The following is a 21,891-nucleotide window of genomic DNA, read 5'->3' on the forward strand; positions in this document are numbered from 1 at the left end:
AGTTTTGGCTTCTGAAGATGTGTTTTTACTAACCCAGCTCCCCCGCCACCCAAATAGTGAATCGCGACTTATTTAACTCCAATATAACCCACCCCGCCAAATTTTCAACAAATCGCGCTTAAACTGCAGGGTGTCTCATTGCAGAAGTCAGATGACTACTGAATTCTGACTTCTGGCTTCTTTTTTTTAATTAAATTATTTTCCGGCGTGGCGGCGGATGATTGGGCCGAGTTTTTTCAGGAGGGGCAGCGGCATGTGGGCGAGCAGGAACCGGGCGGGGGCGAAGCGTTTCTGCTCCGGGTCCATGGATATGTTGGCGCCCGGCTTGTACTGCCTGAAATAATACCGTATAGGAAATTCTTTCCCGCCCCATTTTTTCTTGTGCTCATGGACCCCCGAGCCCGGCCGCGTCCGCATAAGATCATACGCGCTGAAATTTCCGCCGCAGGCGGAGCGGATAGTCTCGTCGAAGAGCCTTATCTTCGGGAAGAACTCCTCAAATTCGGGCAGCCCCGCGTTGATATCCGCGAAGCGCGCGCCGTTGTGCTCCAAAGTGAAAAGCATGGCCGCCGCTCTGCCGTTCACGCGGGCGATGAACAGACGTCCCAGCCCTTCGCGCATGAGGCGCCCAAAGTATTCAGCCGGGAGCGGCGGAGAGCCGAATTCGCGCATTTGCCGGGCGTAAATATCATATACGGCTTTGACCTCCGCCGGGTCCCTTGTATCCGTCACCGTGACATGCTTGTCGGCTTTCCTGAGGTTCTTGACGAGGTTTATGTGGAAACGTTCGCGCAGGGCGGCATAAGGCGCTGAGGTATCCAGCACAAAGCGGGTATAAGGCAAAGCGCGGATGAACCTTTCATCCTTCTCCCCGGCCGGAAAAAGAATTTCCGTTCCTCTGAGCTCCGCGTAGTCCGCTCCGGTCTCGCGGGCGGCCTTGTCCAGAACTTCCGTGACGGCATCCCTTACCGTCGTCAAGCCGTCCGCGTCCGGGATCGCGCCCGGCTTGAACCAAAGCGCCCCTTCGTCGGAGAAAGGCATGGAGACGAGCCTGGTCCCGAATATGGGGGACCGGACCACGGCGTACATGAACCCGCCTATCCGCCCGGAGTCCTGTTCAATGGAAAAAGTTTTTACTTCGTAGCCGAAGACATCCCGGCAGAGGCCGGCCCACGCAGGGGTGCAGCAGTAGGGTACCGCTTCTTCCTTTTCAGGAAACGCGGGGCTGATGTCTACGGGTATAAGCCGTATCATATAAAACCGCCCCCCTTAAGCGTCAGGGCCAAAGCGGCCCGGGTGTCCGGCGGGTTCCAGCCCAGCGCCCGCAGTTTTGAGGTGTCGTGCGACCAGTTGGAGCAGGCTTCCTTGAAACACGGGTAGTCCGCGAGCAGATTAAGACGGGGCAGGGCCAGTCCCAATGCCCCCAGGCTGAGGTCGGCCAGCTTTACTGCGGCGCCCAGAAATTGAGTGGGCAGATGCAGGTAAACGGGTTTTGTCCCCATGAGCCCGGCCAGAATGGAGGCCAGGTCCTTCAGTTTTATGGAACCTTCGCTTATATTGAAAGCGGAGCCGGAAGCGCCTTTTTCCGCCGCCAGGAACGCCGCGTCCAGCAGACTTTCAAGCCGGCAGATGGAAATGATGTTGTCCCCTCCGCCGGGCATTGGAACAAGGCCGGCTTTGACCGCTTTGAAAAGGGCGGTCCATCTTTCTGCGCCGGGCCCGTATACCATGGCCGGGCGCAGGATGATGAAATCCAGACCGGTTTCTGCCGCCGCCCGGCGGAGCGCCAGTTCCCCGGCCAGTTTTGAGCGGCCGTAGGCCGTAAGGGGCCGGGGTTCGGCTTCTTCCTTTATATTATCGCCGGGGCCGGCCGCCGAGACGGAGCTGAAGTAAATAAAACGTTTGACCCCGGCCGCGGCCGCCGCGCGGGCCATGTTTTCCGTTCCGGAAGCGTTGACGGTTTGAAATTTTTTCTCGAGTTTCAAGCGTGAGACAAGAAATCCCTTTGGTCTTACCAGCGCGCCGAGATGCCAAACGGCGCTTGCTCCCGCCGCGGCCGTTTCCAGCGAAAGCGTGTCCAGCAGGTCTCCCTCCGCGCATTCCATGCCGGCGGCTTTGAGAGCGCGCGTATCGGAGCCGCGGCGCGCGAGGCATCTTACTTTAATGCCGCCGCCCGTCAACCGCGCGGCGAGCGCGCGCCCTATAAAGCCCGTGGCTCCGGTGACTAGAACAGTTTCTGCCATAATCCCTTGAACTTGAGCGCCATGAAATAGCGATATATGCGGACGAACTGCCCGGTATTGAAATCATAGGCCGGCCGCCTTAGGAGGCGGGTCATTATTCTAAGGAGAATATTGCCAGGCAGCAATTTAATTAAAAAAGCGCTTCTGATGAGTCTTTTTTTCATGGCGGCGGGGATAAGCGGGAGCATGAGCAGCAGGCTGAAAAACCTGTTGAGCTCCGGCCGCGTATCCGCCGGACGGCTGATGATGCCGGACGGTCCTTCCCCGGCTTCTATCGCCGCGAGCTCTTCTGGTTTCAAAAGACCGTCTTCCGAGGCTTTTATGGTCAACTCGGTGCCGGGATAATATTTAAGAAAAAACACCTCGTTCTGGTCCGGTGTGTGCTCCGCGTAGAAACCGGCCAGATTCAACAGATCTTCGCCTGTGTCTCCCGGCAGGCCTAAAATGGAATCGCAGACGGTGTACACACCTTCGCGCCTGAGCAGGTCTATGGCGGCGGCTATTTTTTTATTATCCGATGTCCGCTTAAGTATTTCCCTGCGGCGTCCGCCGTCGAAGGTCTGAACTCCGAGCTGGACCTTGAAGCACCCGGCTTCTTTTAGAAGCCGGGCGCTATTTGCGTCCAGCAAGTCCGGGTAGATAAAGCAGGAGAACGGCAGGTGTATCTCTTTTTTGTAACGCGGGAGGAAGGTCTCAAGCCAGGCTGTGTCCCAGTTGAAGACTTCGTCCGCAAAATGTATGAAGCCCGGCCGCCAGCTGGTTTTAGCCATGGAAAGTTCTTCTATGACCCGGTCCGGGCTCCTTTTCCTGGCGTAGCCTGCCCCGTAAAGGCGGGAGTAGACGCTGTTGGCGCAGTAGGCGCAGGAAAAAGGACAGCCCCGGCCGGCCGCGGCCAGGTAGCCATGGTTGAAAAACGGATAGCGCCCGTAAAAGATTTCTTTATCCGGAAATTCCAGCGAGTCGGGGTTTTCCGGCGCGGCCATCGGCCCCTTCAGTACGGCGCCATTTTTTTTCCGCCAGATATTCGGAACTGAAGGTTCCCGGCCTGAGGCCAGAGCCGCGGCCAGTTCGGGCAGGGCGCGGTCTCCCTCGCCGACGCAGACATAATCCACGCAGTCCCGCGTGATGACTTTTTCCGGCACGCTGGTGGGATGTATGCCGCCGAACACCACCGGCACGCCCAGTTCTTTTTTGACCGTCCGGGCCCAGCCCAGCGCCCATTGGAAGGTATCTGTGAAAACGGAGAAACAGACCAGGTCGGGTCTGTCAGCTTCCAAACGGAGCATAGCCTCGCGGCGCAGGTCAAAGGCGCGCGCCAGAGGTTTTATGCGCCAGAAACCCGGTTCATTGAAAAGCAGCGGATCTATTACAAGACTGGTCTCAAACCCCTCTTTCTTGAGCGCGGCCGAAAGCGACTCTATGGCCAGACTTTCGTAGCCGTTATGGATAAAGGTTATCTTCATATTTAGCTCGGAAAGTCGCGGGAACTATTTAACCCGAAACCTTCAGTCAACTGAAGGTTTCAGGTTAATAACAGCTTCGGCCGCCGCTTTGGCGCTTTTCAGACATTCCTCGAGGTCAAAGTAAGAATGCGTTCCGCTTCTGCCGGCGAGTTTCAGGTTGTAGTAAGCCGCCGGTCCGGCGATCGCGGCGGCCAGGCTTTTTTCGTAACCGCTGTAAAGCAGGGGATAGGCGTTATCCAGCTTTTCCATGGTGAAATATTTTATAGCGGCTTTTTCAAGCCCCTTTATCTTTTTGAAAGAGGAGAGAAGCAGTTCCTTTATATGGCTTTCCTGTGCGGTCCAGGTTTCATCGCCTTTGTCGCAGAAAATTTCAAAGGTCATGGGGTAGAAGGCGGTTTTTTTAAAATACGGGCTCCAATTGCAGAGTTCACAGCCCCTAGAAAAAAATATATCTTTGTCCGGAAAATAAAGCCAGTGATCGTCAAAAGCCGCCGGCTTTTCAAGCAGAACGAACGCTATTAAAAGGGCGCGGTAGCGCAGTTTTTGGAAGCCGCGGTCTTTTTCAAGGCCGAGCAGCGCGCCGCAGTCGCAAAGCGGTATTGTCGAGATCGCGTCATTAAATTCCACCGTGCCGGCCGTATTATTATGCGTGTACTCAAGGGCGGTAAGTTTTGAACCCCGCTTAATGAATTTTACCGGACAGGCGGAAGTTGTAATTTCCGCCTTCCCCTCCAAAGAGCGGACAAAGGCTTTTGGCAGCTCGCCTATGCCTTTCAGCGGATAACTGAAAATCCTGGCGTTCTCCTTGGCGCGGGCCCGGCCCGGCAGGAGGTCCGCCGCCATCTTAAGCATGCTGGTTTTGCCTATTCTGGCTTCGGCCCAGGCGGCTGAAATTTCCGAAGTTTCAAGCCCCCAGACCTTTTTTGTGTAATCCCTGAAATAAATATCGTGTATTTTGCCGCCGAAATTGCCGATGATCCAGTCTTTCAGCGAGGCTCCCCCGGTAAATCCCGCGGCCGGGGATTTAATGGCGGAAAATATCACTTCGGGTGACAGGTGAAAAACCGCTTCGGCAAGCGTTGGGGGATAGTTGAGGAAGCGTCCGCCTAATAGTATGCGGCTTTTTCTTTTTTGTTTTATCAGGTTTTCGGGACCAAGAAGGTTTTCCACCTCTTTTTCAAGTTTGCGGTCGCTGAAATAAAGTCTGTGGCCGCCAAGGTCAAAAGAGCAGTCCCCGCGCTTTACGGTGCGGGCAAGTCCGCCGGTGAACGGAGATTTTTCAATAACAATAACACTTTTCCCGTTATCGCTCAGATATTTCGCGGCGGCCAGGCCGGTAATTCCGGCGCCAAGTATCAATACATCGGTTTTTTTTGTCATTTTGACGTGGAAACTCTCCGGTAAAATACTATTTTACATAAATATGCCGCGCTATATGGCTTTTGCAACAATATCCTTATGTTGATTCATGGGTCCAAAGACCAGGCTGCTTTAGGACTTTTGAATCATACGCCTCAGCCCGGTATTTAGCTATCATTATCCTTGAACAAGTTCGCTCGGGACAGAACAAGGAGACTACATGAACGGATATAAAAAAGCGCCGCTCTTAACGATCGCGGCTCTTATCTTAGTTATAGCGGCGGGAGTAAAAACGGCGGGGGCGGCCGAAAACACTTTTTTGGGACGGTTTTATCTGACCGCGAAGCAGATCTCTGAAACGCATTTTCCGGCCGGACTGCCCCAGCCTGCGGCCGAACCGGCGAAACCGGGAGTTGCAGGAAAAACCGCTTTAAATGAAATTCTTTCCGGCTATGCCGCCTGCGTTGAAAGCGGCATGACCGCTTCCTATTGTAAAGACGCCAAGGCGGGTTACGGCGCCTGTGTGGCCAAAGGCCTGACTCCCGCTTACTGTAAGAATGCCGAAGCCGGATTCGGCGCCTGCGTTGACGGCGGGCTGAACGCCGCCTACTGCCTTGACGCCAAGGCGGGTTACGGCGCCTGTGTGGCCAAAGGCCTGACTCCCGCTTACTGTAAGAATGCCGAAGCCGGGTTCGGCGCCTGCGTTGACGGCGGGCTGAATGCCGCCTACTGCCGTGATGCCAAGGCGGGTTACGGCGCCTGTGTGGAAACCGGACTCAATTCCGCCTATTGTAAAAGCGCGGAAGCCGGATTCGGCGCATGCGTCGGCGGCGGAATGACGCCGGCCTATTGCAGGGACGCGCATTAAAAGTTATCGGAAAAAATAAAAAAGGCCGGGTCCTAAACCCGGCCTTTTTTATTTCGCCGGATGAAAACATGATTTTCTATTCCGCTTCATTATGTACTGCCACCCTGTCTCGGCTGATTTAAATAAAAATCGTGTCCAATCAGATGTTTCCGGCTAAATCACGGGTTTTGGCCTTTTTTATCCACAGGTATGGGCATTTAGTATAATTTTGTTACTACTTAGGAAGACAGGATTCAGGAGTCGGAATTCAGAAGCCGGGATAGTGGAAACTTTCTCTTTTCTGTCATCCTAATTCTGACTCCTGACTACTGAATTCTGACTTCTGGTTTTTTCATATGCCCGATATCGCTTTCTGGAACAAGTGCAATAATAAGTGCGTGATGTGCACTAATATGCCCTATTTTGCCCGAAGCTCAATCGATAAATACTCGCTTAAACTGCAGATAGAAAAACTGGAGCGTTACCTTGGGGGGAAGCGCAATATTTATTGGAAAAACTCGGATAAGGCGGATTATGTCAATCTTACGGGAGGGGAACCCACCATCCACCCTGAATTTTTCAAGCTGCTGGCTTATTTCAGGCGCAGGATGCCTAAAACACCCATTAACCTGCTTACCAACGGCCGGCGCCTGGCGGACCGGAGGTTTCTCGCAAGCCTTCTGAAAATAGCCCGTCCTCCCTTCGGTTTTATAGTTCCGGTGCATGGCCCCGGCCCGGCTCTCCATGACGGTATTACCGGGGTTACGGGCAGTTTCATCGAAACCATGACGGGCCTTGAAAATCTTTTCTCTATGGCTCCCGGAAGAGATATCGAAATAAGGCTGGTTCTGCACAGGCTCACGGTCAGGACCTTTCAAGGGATCCTGCGGCTGCTGCTTAAAAAGTTTCCTGACACTGCCCGGTACACGGTCGTGGCCATTCATTACGAGATAGAAGGCGTTTCAGAAAAAAACCACGGCCTGGTGGCTTTAAAACTTAAAGATTCAGCCAAAGCCGTTGCCGGAGCGAAAGGGCTTATTGCCAGGTTCGCCAATTTCAAGTTATACCATTTCCCGCTTTGTGTTTTAAGCCCTTCTTTAAGAAAACTGGCGCGGGTCACGCTTCCCGAAGAAGACAGGCTTTACCCGGCCGTCTGCGGTTCCTGCTCAGCCCGGTCCCGCTGCCTGGGGCTGATGCTCGAATATTACAAAGCTTTCGGCGGCGGGGAGCTGAAAGCGTTAAAGCAGAAGAAGTCAGAATTCAGAAGTCAGTAGTCAGGAGTCAGCATTAAGGAATGAGGAATACAGAGTAGAGAAAATTTCCACTATTCTGGCTTCTGTATTCTGAATTCTGTCTTCTTGGCAGTATCGTATTTTGCAGTCTGTGCCTATGCAAACTATTTCTTATCTTTTTCTGGCGGTTTTTTTGGTTTGGAGCCTGTCGGTAGTGCGGGAGGATCTGGCTTCCCAAAAAATACCGAACGATAAAATAGCCCTGGGCTTTAAAATGCTGGGCGCGGCCGTTCTCCTTCTTGCCGTAATGACTTTTCTGGGTTACAAAGGCCGGATCCCGGTTTTTCAAACCTGGAATTTCTACCCGCTCTGGTGCGCGCACATGTTCTGGAGCGTGCTTGCGTCCATGATCCTCTGGTACAGCGAGGTGTGGCCGGCCGGAGACGCCAAGTTCTTTATGGTGATAGCGGGCGCGCTGCCGCTTATCAACCCGCAGATGCGCAATTTCCCGCATTACCTGTTTCTGATGCTGCTTATAAATATTTTTCTCTCGGCCGCTTTTTTCGCCGTGGGCAGTTTTATCGCATCCGGCTTCGCCAAGGCTTCCCCCTCCGATTTTTTTAGTGAAATGTTCGCGGACCTCAAAAAAAGGTTTTCTTCCCTCGGCGGAGTCCGGTCCGCCGCCTACGCCCTGAACCTGGCCGCGCTATTCCTGCTTCAGCAGCTGCTGAATATCGAGTCAAGAGGATTTCTTTCCAGGCTGTTCTCGCGGGTGGATGTGCTGTATTTCTTTCTTTTTTTCCTCTGGGACAAGGTGAGTTCGGCTTTCGGGAGCCGCCGCTGGGCTTTCGTAAGCGCGGCGTTTTACGCGCTTTACCTGGGAGCCGGCCTGCTTTTTTTCAGGGCCAGGCTTTTGACCATGACGCTGGCGGCTGCATCCAATGTGCTGCGTTTCGGCCTTCTGCTTATTTTTGGGCGGCTTATTTTTGAGTTTTTGCTTGAGAAAAAAGACGCGGTCTATCTGTCGGACGAAGAAATCGTTCCGGGAGTGATACTGTCAACGAAAGAGACGTCAATACTGCGAAAAAACCCGGTTTTTAACGGGGCGTTCGATGATTGTTTCAGGGACGGGCTCAGCGCCGAACAGGCGGACCTTTTGCGCGATTGGCTGAAAAAAATGCCGGTGCAGTCGCCAAAGGTCGAAACGGTCAGGGGCAGGCCTTTCGCGCTCTGGATCTTCATAGGCGCCGTTATCTCGCTCGTCCTCAACAGAAATCTGGCAGGCTTGCTTAAATGACGAAAAAAAACAAGAAAATGCTTAAGATCGTTTTGTTTACCGGATACAGCTGCAATAACCGCTGCCGCTTCTGCGTGGATTCAAATAAACGAGAGCTGCCCGAAAAAAGCACCGCCAGGCTGATAAGCGAAATTTATTCCGCCAGGGCGTTCGGGGCGGATGTGCTTGAAATAATAGGCGGGGAGGCGACCATAAGGCCGGATTTCCCCCTGCTTGTGAGAACCGCCGCGGGTCTCGGCATAAAATCCATAGCGGCGGCCACTAACGGCCGGATTTTTTCGGATCCGGCCGCCGCCGAAAAAATAGTCGATTCAGGGATCACTTCGCTTATTTTTTCAGTGCACGGCTCCGGCCCCAAAACGCACGACCGGCTTACCAGAAGTCCGGGCAGCTTTTCAGAGCTTTGCCGCGGCATTGAAAATTTGAGGAGGCTCGGTTTTAAAAAAATCAACGGCAATACCACGGTGGTCCGTCCCAATCTCGCCGATCTGGAAGGCATAGCTGATTTTTACATAAAGCGCGGCATAAGGAACGTTGAGTACATTTTTGTGGACCCGAATTACGGCGGCGCTTTTGATAATTTCGAGGAACTGGTTCCGAAGATCTCCGAGGCCGCCCCGCAAATGAGAAGAGCTCTTGACAGGGGGCGGGCGGCGGGTTTCTCTCATTGGCACGCGCGCTACGTGCCGGTCTGCCACTTCCGCGGCTACGAGAAACAAATAAGCGAAATAAACGAGCGGGAGCTTTTTTTTACCGAGCACTGGGCCCCGGATTTTAAAAATACCGACGCCATAGCTTCCCGCCAGGCGCTGGCCAGAAGAAAAACCCGCAGGTGTTCGGGCTGCGCTTTTTACATGTCCTGCGAGGGGCTATGGACCGAGTATCTGAAACATTACGGCGACGCGGAACTGAAGGCGATAAAGTGAGAGAACAACTGCCATAAGCCATATGAAGAAAAGCTGCCGCTTCTGTTGCCATACGCCGTAGGCCGTAAGCGATAAGCTTGTAAGGAGTTCCTTAATTTGCATATGGCCTAAAGCATACGGCCTATGGCGCGGCTGGAACAGCCGTATGTCCTACGGCGTAAAGCTTATGGCAATCTTTCTACTAGGTCCTATGCCGGGAAACGAATATGTCTGAAAAGCAAAATTTAAAGTGTTACGAGCTGATACTGAATTATAACTGCAACGCGCGCTGCATGTTCTGCTCGCAGGGCTCCTTTGACAAGTCTCTTAACGCCGACTTCAAACTTGCGGCAGAAAACATCTACGGGGCTTATAAAAGCGGATACAGACGCCTGGGACTTACCGGCGGAGAGCCGCTTATCCGCCCGGATATACTGAAAGTTATCGCGCTCGCCAAGTCCGTCGGGTTTGATTTTATCAGGGTCCAGACGAACGGCATAAAACTCGCCGACCCCGCTTTCTGCCGGCGCCTGGTGAACGCCGGGCTTACTTTCTGCAAATTTTCGCTGACCTCGGACAAGCCGGCCGAGCATGACCGCCTGCTGGGGGTGCCCGGCGCCTATAAATCCGCCGTCCGTGGCGTCAAAAACCTGCGCAAACTTAAAATACGCCTTGGCAATAATATCCTGGTCAACGCCCTGAACTATAACCGCCTGCCGGAGATAATCCGTTCATTCCTGGACCTGGGAATAACGAACTTTGTGGTTATTTACCCGGTCTATATCGGCGGCATGGCCGAACATTCGGACGGGCTGGGCGTAAGCCTGGGAGAATGTAAAAAATATTTTGCCGAAGCCGCGGAACTTATGAAAAAAATGGGGCTGGAGCGTGAAATCCTTTTTTTGAACGTGCCGCCCTGCTTTTTGAGGGGCCGCGAGTCTTTGGCTATAGGGCTGGATCTTTTTAATACGGTGGTTACCGACCCGGCCGGCGGGAAAAGCGATCTGGACATTACCGCCAACCGGGCCAAGGTGCGCGCCCCCGCCTGCCGGAACTGCCGCTTGAGGCGCCGCTGCGCGGGGGTGGACGCCCATTACGCGGAGATATTCGGTCTTGAGGATTTTACCGCCGCACAACCCGGCGGGCCCCGCCCTTTTGGGCTGAGCTTAAATCCAAAAGGGCGGGGCGGGCCCGCCTTCGGCGGAAAGCCGGTTATTAAGAGACGTTCCGTGCCGGTTCCGAAGCGCGAAAAACCGCGCGTGTTTTTTTCCGATAACGAACTCTGCCTCATTGAAATATTGAAAATAGAAAGTCATGCCTCAACCGCGACCGTCCTTAAGCTGGCAAAAAATATCGTTCTTTGCCGGGATTGCTCCGACGGCAACTCCGTGCTGAACGCCGCGCAAAGCCTTGAACAAAAAGGTCTTGTGGAAAGCGTCTTTGAGCGCGGGCGCTATTATTGGCGGCTTAAAACAAAAGAGAGGGTCCTCTGATGGCGCTGCTGCATCTTTTTGCCAGGTGCTGCCAGAAATGCGTTTTCTGCTCATATCCGCGGGAAAAGGAAAGCGGCCCGGCGGAAGAGGAAAAACTTTCTTATTGGCTCAAATCCGCCGCCTGCGTAAAAGACCCGCTTATCCAGATTTCAGGCGGGGAGCCGTTCCTGGCCGAACCTTCGGACCTGCTCAAGCTCGCGGCCTTCTGCGCGCGCCTGGGCCGCCGGGTGGAGATCCAGACCAACGCTTCCGGCGTTTTTAGCGGGTTTTCCGAAGCGGAGCTTCAGAAACTGATCAAAACAATTTCCGGGAACGGCGGTTACTTTAACGTCAATTTCTCCGCCGATACTCCGGCGGCTGATTTTAAAATTACGCGGACGCGCGGCGCTTTCGCAAGGCGCCTTAAAGCGGTTAAAAAAATGCTTTCCCTGGGCGCCGGTGTGCGCCTTACTTTTGTGGTCACCAGGCTCAATTATCCGCGCCTGGAAAAATTCGCTTTTTTTGTCGTAAAAGAACTGAAGGGGGTTTCCTGGGTCCAGTTCAGTTTTGTAAAGGGGGTCGGCCGGGCGGCCCTGGCAAAAAAAATAGTTCCGCGATACGCCGCAGCCGCTCCGTATCTGCGGCGCGCTCTCGCGGTTTGCGGGGCCGCTGGCCTTAAGTGCGAGGTGGACCATATCCCGCCCTGTTTTCTGGGAAAATATCACGCTTCGCACGTGGACGCCCTGAAAATGAAGGCAAGATCCGGCGGCCCCCATCTGGCCGAGAAAATGAAGCTGCCGGAGTGCCGCGGCTGCGGGTTTTACGGAATTTGTTCCGGACCCAGAAAAGACTATATAGACATTTACGGCGGATTAAAATGAAAAAAATAAATACCTCGTTTAAAAAAGAATTTCCGGCTCTTACAGGCAGATTCGGGGGCAAGAAACTGGTGTACCTTGACAACGCCTGCACCGCGCTTAAAATGCGGACGGCTGCCGAAGCGCAGAAAGCATTTTTGCTTGAAAATGGTTTTTGCGGCGGCAAGCGCTCGGCTCATCTGCCGGCGGTGGCGGTGGAGGAGGCGTTCTTTGAGGCCCGCAGGACCGTGGCGCGTTTTATGGGCGCGGCCCAGGCGGAGGAGATAATTTTCACGGCGGGAACCACGGACGCGTTCAATCTATTCCTGTCTTCGTTCCCCTTTGAGGGCTCCCGAAAGGAAGTAATAATTTCTCCGCTTGAGCATAATGCCGTTTTTCTGCCGCTTTTAAATATGGCAAAGCGCGGCCGGATCCGGCTCAGGGTTATCCCGCTCAAAAACTGGGCGCCTGATCCGGACGCTTACCGGAAACTCCTGTCCGCGAAGACGGCTTTGGTATGCCTCAACCGCGCTTCCAATATTTTCGGCGGGCTCACCGATACCGTCCCGTTCGCGCGGCTTGCAAAGCAATCCGGGGCCAGAGTGTTTTTAGACGCCGCCCAATCCCTGCCCACGCACGCGGAAAATGTCCGTTCCGTTGGCGCAGACGCCTGCGCTTTTTCCGGGCATAAACTGGGCGCGCCGTTCGGCACGGGCGCACTTTATGTCGAGCGCTCGCTGATGGAGCGCCTTGCTCACGGTAAAGTGGGCGGCGGTACCTTGCGTGAAGTTTCAAGAGCGGCCGGCGGCTTTCGCGTTGAGTATTTGAACGGCTACCAGGGTTTTGAGCCGGGGGTCCAGAATTATGCGGGCGCCGTGGCGCTGGCCGCGTCCATAGACACCCTCTTAAAAGCGGGCATGCCCGCCATACGGGCGCGCGTGGCGGACCTTGTGGCTTACGGGCTGAAAAGACTTTTACCGATCAAGGCCGTGCGCGTGGAAGGCGACCGGACCCGGCTGGGGCTCGGCTCCATAATCCCGCTGGCTTCCGCCAAGCCCGGGTTTTCCCCGGTTGATTTCAACCTTTATCTGAACCATGCTTTGAAAGGCAGGATTATCGCTTTGCGCACGGGGCGGCATTGCGCCGACCTCGCCGCTATGGCCGCCGGCGTGCAGGATATAATACGGCTTTCTTTTTTTGCCTATAACACAAGGGAGGACATTGACTCTTTTGTCGGCGCTCTTGAGGAATATATTTCCATTTTATGAAACCAAAAGCGGACGGATTCATATACCTTGACAGGGCGCTCGCTCCGGGGGTGGCGCGTATCAGCTCCAACGATCCCACATTCTCCGATCTGGCGGGCGTGCTCACCGGGGTTAAGCCGGTGACTTATACCGATTGTTTCCCTGAAAATATCCCGGCGCTGAAAGACCTGTGCGAAAAACTGACGCTTAAACTCCTGCCTGCGGAGGAATTTCTGGGGAAAAAGGAGAACCATTTTAAAAAAGCTAAAAAAATGATCCTGCTGGGCAAGGACCTTAAAACGCTGAAGGCGGCGGCTTTGGCCTGGTCCGAGCTGGCCACAAAGAAGCGCTGGGCCCGCCTGCTGGGTTATCCCGGCTGCTGCGTTAAAGAATACGCGAAATGGGCTTGCGGGAAATATGAAAAAAGACCGAGACCCGACATAATAAGGCGTATTCTGGGCAATACCGGCAAGCCCGGGCAACTTAACTTCAAGCTTAACAATCTGTGGAACTATTTTTCCAGGATGGATTTTACCAACCCCCGTGACATCTCGGATTATGAAAGATTTATGGGTTTTAACCGGGAACTGGAGCTTCCCTCCAAACACATTATCAGCTGGCATCCCTGCTCCTATAATTGCGCGGAAAGCGCGAAAAAAGCCGAGATCATATTCTCTTTCATGAAGCATCATGCCCCGGATCATGCCGCCATGCTTGAAGCCATGCTAGCCCGTCCTGTGCTGTTCTGGGATAAGTTCCAGTATGCCTGTCTGGACGGCCGCGCGGCCGGCGGAGTTATCGGTTACAAAGCGGCGGTTCCGCCCAAGACGCTTTTGAATGAAAAGATATATAGGCTTATCGCCTGCTGCGACACAATAAAGGTCGGACGGGCAAAGGTGGAATTCTGCCGGAAGGACGATACGGTTTTCTCGTCCCGGACCTTTAAGCCGGTTATTCTTAACTTCGGGAACGCTGCCGGCCGGGTAGCATTTTCCAATCCAAGGATGAGCCTGAAAAAGCCCGTAGTGACTCCGTAGTTAGATCTTAACCGGGTCTCCCTTTTTGTTATAACATGAGGTAACGGCAGGCGAGTTCGCGGGGCCTGCCGAGGGCTTGGGTTTCAAAAACCAGGGTCGGGACACACCGTGCCCGCCCTTCCGTTCCTCGGTCTCGCCGCTTACGCAAGTCTCGGCCTCCGGACGGTTTTTTCCACCCAAACCCCCGTCACCCGCTCCATTAATTTGCCTGCCGCGCTCTTGATTGGATAATTCTCGGGTTTGTTAGCGGGGCGTATATTGAGTAAAATATGGGAAGAATTTTCAACGGGAGGTTCTATGGAAGACCATTCACGGGATATAAACAAAAAGATCTTAAGTTATAAAAAGGATATTATGGCTTTTGCCAGGGATATTATCCGGATCCCCAGCTTTTCCACCAAAGAAGGCGCACTGGTGAAAAGGATAAAAAAAGAGATGCTGAAAGCAGGTTTTGACAGGGTTAAAGTGGACAGGGTGGGCAATATCATCGGTTTCATAGGGAACGGAAAAAAGAAAATAATGATAGACGCCCATATTGATACCGTAGGAGTGGGCGACCGCTCCGCCTGGAAAATAGACCCGTTCGCCGGCATCCTTAAAAATGGCGTAATCTACGGCAGGGGCGCCACCGACCAGAAACTTTCAATGGCCTCAATGGTTTACGCCGGCAAGGCCATAAAAGAGCTGGGGCTTGAGGGCGGGTACACTTTCATGGCCGTAGGCTCCGTTATGGAGGAAGATTGCGACGGGCTGCCGCTTCTGCACCTGATAAACAAAGAAAAAATAAGGCCCGACTTTGTGGTGCTGACCGAGCCCACGAACCTGGCTGTTTACCGCGGCCACAGGGGCCGCATGGAGATAAAAGTGGTAACCAAGGGCCGCTCCTGCCACGCCTCGGCGCCGGAGCGCGGCGATAATGCCGTGGTTAAGATGTCCGAAATAGTAAAAGAGATAACCGCCCTTAATCCGAAGCTTAAAAAAGACAAGTTCCTCGGCAAGGGCACCGTTGCCGTCACCTGCATAGAATGCAAGACGCCGTCCCTGAACGCCGTGCCGGACGAATGCACTATCTACCTGGACCGCCGCCTTACCGTGGGGGAAACTTTAAAGTCTTCCGTGGCCGAAATAAAGCGCCTGGGCGCGGTTAAAAAATACGGGGCCAAAGTGGAAGTGCTTTATTACGACGCCGTCGCCTGGACCGGCCTTAAAGTGGGGCAGGAAAAATATTTTCCCACCTGGGTTCTGCCCGAAGCGCATAAACTGGTGCAGGCGGGGGTAAAGGCCGGGATAACGGCGCTTGGCAAAAAGCCCGTGGTGGATAAATGGGTGTTTTCCACCAACGGCGTGGCTACGGCCGGACGCCTTGGCATTCCCACCATAGGCTTCGGCCCTTCGAACGAGATATACGCCCACACCGTCAACGAAAATATGCCGGTCGGCGATCTGCTGAAAGCCGCGGTGTTCTACGCGGCAATACCGCAGTACCTGTGAAACAACGGACGAAAAAGCCCTCCGTCTCAGGCGGAGGGCTTTTTTTATTGCTTTGGTGTTTTGGGTGTCTCATGGGTAAAAAATATCCCAAAGCGGTCGCCCGCAGATTCCCTTAGCGCTCCAAGACCGGGTTTTGGATGAAAAATCCCGTGGTCTTGCGCCGGCTCCGGAACTCTCCGGACCGGCACAGCGGTCCGGCTCAAACATCCTCGCCGTCCTTTAATGATAAGGATTCGCTCCAGACCACGGGATTAAACCCTATAAGGAGCGCTAAGGGAATCCGCCGGCAACCGGATACTCTTTTGTCTTTTTTATCTAATGGTGTCCCCGCCTTTTTTGTAAAATAATAACGGTCCCGCTTAGCACTGAAAGCAACTGGAGATGAAAAATGTCTATTGATATCGCAAAATCTTTAACTGAACTGGATGGTCTTGGCGCCGACCTTTACGGCAAGGATTTCCTGCTGACCTGGGAAAAATCCGACACGGAACTCAGATCCGTGTTCATTATAGCCGAGCTGCTGAAGGAGCTTCACGCGAAGAATATCCCGCTCGACATGTTCCGGACCGGTCTCGCCGTCTCGAACTTCCGGGATAATTCCACCAGGACCAGGTTCTCATTCGCCTCCGCCTGCAACCTCCTGGGGCTCGCCGTTCAGGACCTCGACGAGGGCAAATCGCAGATAGCCCACGGCGAAACCGTGCGCGAAACTGCCAATATGATCTCCTTCCTGACCGAAGTCGTCGGCATAAGGGACGACATGTTCATCGGCAAAGGCCATACCTATATGAAGGAAGTGGCCGAAGCGCTGGACGACGGGTTCAAGAACGGGGTGCTGAACCAGCGCCCTGCCGTGGTTAACCTCCAGTGCGACCTGGACCATCCCACCCAGACGATGGCCGACATGCTTTTCATAAAGAACCATTTCGGCGGCTTCGACAAGCTGAAAGGCAAGAAGATAGCGATGACCTGGGCGTACTCTCCGAGCTACGGCAAACCCCTTTCCGTCCCCCAGGGCGTCATAGCCCTCATGACCAGGTACGGGATGAACGTCGAGCTCGCCTACCCCGAAGGCTACGACCTGCTTCCCGAGACGATAAAGGTAGCCGGCGACAATGCGGATAAGTCCGGCGGGTCTTTCAAGGTTTCCAACAGCATGGAAACCGCTTTCAGGGACGCCGACATCGTATACCCGAAGAGCTGGGCGCCATACAAGGTTATGGAGCGCCGCACCCAGCTATTGGAGAAGTCCGACACGGCGGGCCTGAAGGAACTCGAGAAAGAATGTCTTGCGCAGAACGCGAAACATATGGACTGGATCTGCGACGAGAAAAAGATGAAGCTCACGAAAAAAGGCGGGGGGCTTTACCTGCACTGCCTCCCCGCGGACATCAAGGACGTTTCCTGCAAGAACGGCGAAGTCACCGCCGGGGTATTCGAGAAATACAGGATAGGGACCTACAAAGAAGCCGGGTACAAGCCTTTCGTCATCGCGGCCATGATAGCCGCCTGCACTAAAAAGGGTCCCGCGAAAGTGATCGGGGAGCTGTACAAGGCCGGGCAGAAACGGGTTCTGTAGGTTCTATAACAGCGGGGGATAGGGGTTAGAGAAGAGGGTAGAGGGACTGTAATAGCGGTACCCCGTTAGAATTTGCCGGGACTGAGGGTTGTTGTCAGATATTTCAAACCGGCGGTTTCTAACGGGGTTTGCTATTCCTTATGAAGAAGGCATTACGGGTTATATTTGGAAGTTTATGCGCCGTCGTTGCGTATGCGTTTTTATTTTGCGGTTTCTGTGCCGCGCAGGACAGCGTCCAAAAAGATTATTTTTGCGACGATATTCAAAAACCTTTCTTTGCTTCCGATGGGAAAGGGGAGTTCTGCGCCCAAAGGCGCATGTCCACCGTCGATAAGTTTTCAATGCCCAAGCCCGAAGGGGTGAAAAGAGTTTTTGTCGCCGGCGAATCCGTAGCCAATATACTTGGGCCGGGGAACGAGGTTCTGGGCGGCAATATTTCCGGCGGCGGCAATGCCGGTTTTGAAATAATAAACTGCGGCATGGGAGGCTATGAGAGTTACAGAATTTACGGCGTTATAAAAGAGGTTATAAATTACAGCCCGGACCTGCTGGTGGTGCTCAGCGGAAATAATGAGAGCGGATCCGAGTCGTGCCCCGGCCTTGAATTCGAATTGCGGAGGCGGGAATTCCGGCTGCTTGAGAGATATTACACACTTAAATACGGCCCGCAGGAGGCCAGAAAAAAAGCGTCCCTTAAAATGCATGAAAACATGCTTGTAAAAATGGCAAGGGCTGCCAAAAAGGCCGGCGTTCCCATTGTTTTCTGCGCCCTGCCCGCCAATGTCAGGGATATGCCGCCGCGCATTCCGCTGCCGCTTGAAGACGGGCTGTTTGCTTCCGGTTACAGGCTTTTTTATGACAAAAAATACTCCGGGGCTTTTGAAAAATTCAGGCTTGGGCTTATTTCTAAACCGCATGACTATTTTTTAAATTTTTACATGGCAAAAACGCTTGAAAAACTTGGCCGGAGCGGAGAAGCCGGACCCTATCTGTTAAAAGCGGCGGATTTTAACGAAGTCTTTCTGGGTTCGGTCCGGGAACGAAACGGCCTTGTACGGAAAGCGGCCGGTTCCGAGGGCGCCTGCGTGGCCGACCTTGAGAAGTTTTTTGCCAATATTTCACCCGGGGGCCTGCCCGGCTGGGCTGAATTCACGGACAGCATGCATTGGCGTCCGTCATATAACAAAGCCGTCTGGGAAGAAATTTTCCGCTCGGCCGGCGCCTGCGAGATAAAAGGTTTTGAAAAGATCAAAGTCATAAATCCCGCGCAGCTGGCCGAAACGCCGCGCGCGGACGCGCTCAAACGCCTCAGCTACGCTTTTTTCTGGATGGACGGACATGAGCTTAACGAGGGGGCTTTGGCCGAACTTTCATATATCCGGGAAAAAATTCCGAATCTGCTCAGTGAAGCCGCCATTTCCCCTGAGAGGTTTGAAAAACTGCTTATACATAACTTCTGGTCGTTAGGAGCGGAACTGCGGGTAAAAGCTTTTTTTCCGCTTTTTCTCGCGCACCTGGCCGAAACTGAAAGGCGTTCTGGGAATTACTCCGCGGCCGGCAATCTTTGCGAAAGGGCGCTGGCTTTGGAGCCCGGCAATGCCTATTTCAGGCTTGAGCGTGCCCAGATCCTGGCCGGCCTGGGTAAGAAAAAGGAGGCGGAAAGCGAATTTTCAGCCCTGGCCGCGGACCCCGCCCTTTTGGCCCGGGAAACCCGGCCTAAAGCCCTCACCTCTGTTTTTCCCTCCAGTAGGTTGCTCCAAAAGAGCGGGGCGGAACAGAAGCGCGCCGCGGATCTGCAACTGCGCGCCAAAGCCCGGTCGCTCGGGCTTGCCTACGGTTTTAATATGCCGGCCGCGCCGGAAACGGGCGCTTTTAAAAAAAGCCCCGAAGAACACCCGTTTAAGAAAGATATGGAAAAATCCAAAAAACTCTCCGATTCGGCGGTGGAGAAAATACGCGCGGGCGATTTTAAGACGGCCGAAAAGCTTTTGGTTGAAGCGCTCGGCATAAATCCGTCCAACCCCGAGGCTTTGATAAGCCTTTGCTCGCTCCGGCTCCGGGAGGGGAAAAAAGAGCAGGCGCTTAAAGCCTGTCAGGGAGCTTCGGAGGCCGTTTACGCGAACAAGGAGAATAGTCTGCCGGGGTTTGAAATATTGGCCTGCGAAGCGGAGTTTGAAAGTTATAAGATCCTCGCCGCTCTCGGGCGCAGGGCCGAGGCGGAAGAAGCTCTCAGCCGCGCGGTTAAAAACGCGCCGGCTTCCTGGACCGGGCTGGCAGAGGCAAAGGCCGCCCTGCAACAGCTGAAGCGTTGATCTTATGTCCCGCTCATATGTCCCTGAGCCTGAAAGTTTCAGTTGAAACTTTCCCTTCGCGGTGACTCTGGCCTGTCGCGGGCCTCTGGCGCTGTCCGCGACTGAGCTCAGGTGCGCTTCGCGCGGCATACTGCACCATGTGCGTGCCGTATCAGGGCCTATGGCCTTCAGACGGCCACCTTCGAAAACCTGGCGCGCAGTGCGCTTGGTTTTCGACCCGCTGCAGCGGGGAATCCTGCATTCTATTGTTCACCTGATTTTCCTATGGAAACCAAAGCGAACTGCAGGATTCAGCTTAAACAGCATTTTAACTCAAACCGGCTGAGGATGATCCTCGCGCTGTTCCTAATCGCGGGCTTTACTCTGTTGAATCTGTTCCTGACCGCCGGGCGGCAAAGTCTTGAAGTCAAAGGCATTTACGCCGGCTCTTTTCTTTTGGCGGGCCTGCCCCTGAATACGGCGGCCTGGGCGATGCCCATATATCAGATCCTTGGCGCGGCCGCGCAGAACCTGTGCGTTGAGCCCGCTTTGGTTTTTGTCATCCTGCATCTGTGCGTCTATGCGCTTGTTCTTTGCGCGGGCGGCCTTCTTGGCGGGTATTATGCCGGACTGCTCTCGCTTGCGGCCTCCGGCTTGCTGGAGGCGGGCGGAGGGTCTTTCTATAACGCCGAACAGTCGCTTTACAGTTTTTTCCTTTTGCTGCTGCTGTCGCTTATACTTCTGGAGCGCCGGGAAAGCACGCTGAAAACAGCCCTGCTGTGCGGCCTGGCGGCCGGTGCCTCCCTGCTGGTGCGCACGCCGCTGTTTTTGTTCCCGCCTGTTTTCGTATTCTGCGGCTGGCTTTCCGGCCGGGACCGGTCAGGGGCTTTTGTCAGGCGTTCGCTTGTCTTTCTTGCGGCTTCCTATGTTCTGCTTATCCCGTGGGGCATGCTGAACCGCTCTGTTTCCGGGGAATTTTCCCTTTTTGACGGGCGCAGGGCCGCCAGCAATATTATTACCGCCGCCAAAGGCAGCGTTTACACCATGGAGGGGGATTCCCGGAGGCTTGCCGGCCTTGGAGAGGAGGACAGCGCTTTTAAATATTACATCAGCGAGACGGCGAAAACTCCCGTGTTCCACGCCTGGGCGGCGCTGAGAAGACTGTGGCATATTTTTCTCTTTTACCCGTTTTTGTCGGGATTTTTGCTGCTGGCCATGGCGGCAAGCCGTGAAAAGGACAAAACGCTTATTTTCAGCCTCCCCGTTTATTTTGTTCTCATTCATTCGGCTCTTTCCGTTGAGAAACGCTATTTTTATCCGCTGCTGTATCTGTTTCCCCCGCTGATAATCGGCAGCCTTTTGCCGCGGTTTTACGGCAAATCCCCTGAGAAAAGCCGCTTTGCCGCAAAAAGCGTATTTTTTCTGTCCGGGCTGGCTTTTTGCGCGGTTTTTGCCGCGGAGGCGATTATATCGGCTTATCCGGCGCGGGCCGCGCGCAACAGCGCGGACTACGGATCCTTTTCGCGCGCGCTGGAACGGTTTCCGCGCGACAGAGCGTTCCGGGAGATAAGGTGCGCCCGCTTCAGGGAACTGGGGAACGATAACGGCTTTTACGAATGTCTCTCGGGCTGCGGCCGCGAGTTTAAAGATAAGGCAAAGGAATATTTTCTTCTGGCGGTCAAATCCGGCAAGCCCGCGGACATACCGCTTCCGGCTGAAGAGAAGATGGACTGTCTGATAATACGCATGCTGAGGGAGCTGGAACTCGGAGACCAGGCCGAGGCCGGGGCTTCTTTTGAGCAGGCTTATTACCTGTACGAAGCCGGGCAAAATCTTCTGAGGGGCGAGCCCTACGGGGCCGACAGGGAGATAGCCGGCCTGATAAAGCTGAATTCAGACGGTTTCTGGACCAAATATGTTTATCCCGCCCTTCTGCTCTGGCCGCCTGAGGGCGAGGCGCGGATACTTGCCGGGATCAAAAAGCGCGCAGCGCTTACGCCCCCCCTGAGTTCGCTCGACCGCGAACTTGCCCTTATGCCGGAGCACGGCGAGTTTGGAGCCCGGCTGGCGCGTGAGAAAATCTTTTCGGACATGGTTTTGAATGTTTTAGGCCTTCCTGACCGCCTTCTGCGTCTTATAATGGAGGAAGACGCAAAAAGGTCCAGAGCGCTCTCCAACCTGGCGGCGGACAAAATGAGCGCGGGCGATCTGCCCGGGGCGGAAAAACTGCTGCGCGAAGCTCTTGATATACATGTCTCCAACCCGGAGGCGCTGATGGATCTATGCGCGCTCGCGATAAGGAAGAACAAAAAAACAAAGGCGCTTGACGCCTGCAGAAGCGCTTCTTACGCGGTTTACTCGGTTCCGGAAAACAGGCTGCCCGGTTTTGAAATGCTGGCAAGCGAAGCGGACTTTGAAAGTTACAAACTGCTTAATTCGCTCGGACGTAAGCCGGAAGCCGCGCTGGTTTTGAGGGATTGTGTTAAAAGAGCTTCCCCTTCCTGGCCGGGGTTTTCCGCGGCCGCAAAAGAACTGGGCCGCTGATTTTTTATATCATATGTTCTCGCTCAT

General features: G+C 54.2%; 16 protein-coding genes. 12 read left to right on the plus strand and 4 right to left on the minus strand.

Going from position 1 to position 21,891, the window contains the following annotated elements:
* Positions 1-195: 195 nt before the first annotated feature.
* Genes NTX59_08080 through NTX59_08095 form a run of 4 tightly spaced genes read right to left on the minus strand, consistent with a single transcriptional unit; the run spans position 196 to position 5,086 of the window.
* Complete coding sequence (locus tag NTX59_08080; GenBank protein MCX5785633.1) at positions 196-1,254, minus strand: GNAT family N-acetyltransferase; 1,059 nt, start codon at positions 1,252-1,254, stop codon at positions 196-198.
* The gene (locus NTX59_08085) at positions 1,251-2,243 is read right to left on the minus strand and encodes an NAD-dependent epimerase/dehydratase family protein (protein ID MCX5785634.1); all 993 of its coding nucleotides are present in this window, start codon (positions 2,241-2,243) and stop codon (positions 1,251-1,253) included. The genes NTX59_08080 and NTX59_08085 overlap by 4 nt, the downstream gene beginning before the upstream one ends.
* Positions 2,225-3,706 (minus strand): B12-binding domain-containing radical SAM protein, encoded by a 1,482-nt coding sequence (locus NTX59_08090; protein ID MCX5785635.1) that lies wholly within the window; start codon positions 3,704-3,706, stop codon positions 2,225-2,227. The genes NTX59_08085 and NTX59_08090 overlap by 19 nt, the downstream gene beginning before the upstream one ends.
* Before the next feature lie 42 nt (positions 3,707-3,748).
* Positions 3,749-5,086, minus strand: coding sequence for an FAD-dependent oxidoreductase (locus NTX59_08095; GenBank protein MCX5785636.1), 1,338 nt, complete (start codon positions 5,084-5,086; stop codon positions 3,749-3,751).
* Positions 5,087-5,285: 199 nt separating this feature from the next.
* On the opposite strand from NTX59_08095, the gene NTX59_08100 reads away from it, so the two are divergent.
* The 12 genes from NTX59_08100 to NTX59_08155 all read left to right on the plus strand — a co-directional run bounded on the left by NTX59_08100 (position 5,286) and on the right by NTX59_08155 (position 21,864).
* Positions 5,286-5,933, plus strand: coding sequence for a hypothetical protein (locus tag NTX59_08100; GenBank protein MCX5785637.1), 648 nt, complete (start codon positions 5,286-5,288; stop codon positions 5,931-5,933).
* A 335-nt stretch (positions 5,934-6,268) separates the two neighbouring features.
* Positions 6,269-7,186 carry a radical SAM protein gene (locus tag NTX59_08105; protein MCX5785638.1) on the plus strand — a complete coding sequence of 306 codons (918 nt, stop codon included), beginning with the start codon at positions 6,269-6,271 and terminating at the stop codon, positions 7,184-7,186.
* A gap of 115 nt (positions 7,187-7,301) precedes the next feature.
* On the plus strand, positions 7,302-8,441 hold the full coding sequence (locus NTX59_08110; GenBank protein ID MCX5785639.1) for a hypothetical protein: 1,140 nt from the start codon (positions 7,302-7,304) through the stop codon (positions 8,439-8,441).
* Complete coding sequence (locus tag NTX59_08115) at positions 8,438-9,367, plus strand: radical SAM protein (GenBank protein MCX5785640.1); 930 nt, start codon at positions 8,438-8,440, stop codon at positions 9,365-9,367. The genes NTX59_08110 and NTX59_08115 overlap by 4 nt, the downstream gene beginning before the upstream one ends.
* 206 nt (positions 9,368-9,573) lie before the next feature.
* The gene (locus NTX59_08120; GenBank protein ID MCX5785641.1) at positions 9,574-10,839 is read left to right on the plus strand and encodes a radical SAM protein; all 1,266 of its coding nucleotides are present in this window, start codon (positions 9,574-9,576) and stop codon (positions 10,837-10,839) included.
* Entirely contained in the window at positions 10,839-11,699 is an 861-nt protein-coding gene (locus NTX59_08125) for a radical SAM protein (GenBank protein MCX5785642.1), read from the plus strand. Before NTX59_08120 ends, NTX59_08125 begins: the two co-directional genes overlap by 1 nt.
* Positions 11,696-12,943: an aminotransferase class V-fold PLP-dependent enzyme gene (locus NTX59_08130; protein ID MCX5785643.1), complete on the plus strand. Its 1,248-nt coding sequence runs from the start codon at positions 11,696-11,698 to the stop codon at positions 12,941-12,943. The genes NTX59_08125 and NTX59_08130 overlap by 4 nt, the downstream gene beginning before the upstream one ends.
* Positions 12,940-13,959 carry a hypothetical protein gene (locus NTX59_08135; protein ID MCX5785644.1) on the plus strand — a complete coding sequence of 340 codons (1,020 nt, stop codon included), beginning with the start codon at positions 12,940-12,942 and terminating at the stop codon, positions 13,957-13,959. Before NTX59_08130 ends, NTX59_08135 begins: the two co-directional genes overlap by 4 nt.
* Positions 13,960-14,256: 297 nt before the next feature.
* Positions 14,257-15,450, plus strand: a complete 1,194-nt coding sequence (locus NTX59_08140) for a YgeY family selenium metabolism-linked hydrolase (GenBank protein MCX5785645.1) — start codon at positions 14,257-14,259, stop codon at positions 15,448-15,450.
* Positions 15,451-15,838: 388 nt separating this feature from the next.
* Complete coding sequence (gene ygeW / locus NTX59_08145) at positions 15,839-17,029, plus strand: knotted carbamoyltransferase YgeW (protein ID MCX5785646.1); 1,191 nt, start codon at positions 15,839-15,841, stop codon at positions 17,027-17,029.
* A gap of 140 nt (positions 17,030-17,169) precedes the next feature.
* The gene (locus NTX59_08150) at positions 17,170-19,341 is read left to right on the plus strand and encodes a tetratricopeptide repeat protein (protein ID MCX5785647.1); all 2,172 of its coding nucleotides are present in this window, start codon (positions 17,170-17,172) and stop codon (positions 19,339-19,341) included.
* 264 nt (positions 19,342-19,605) lie between these two features.
* The gene (locus NTX59_08155; protein MCX5785648.1) at positions 19,606-21,864 is read left to right on the plus strand and encodes a hypothetical protein; all 2,259 of its coding nucleotides are present in this window, start codon (positions 19,606-19,608) and stop codon (positions 21,862-21,864) included.
* The last annotated feature ends 27 nt before the right edge of the window (positions 21,865-21,891 follow it).

It is taken from the genome of Elusimicrobiota bacterium (assembly GCA_026388155.1).
Classification (GTDB): domain Bacteria; phylum Elusimicrobiota; class Elusimicrobia; order Elusimicrobiales; family UBA9959; genus UBA9634.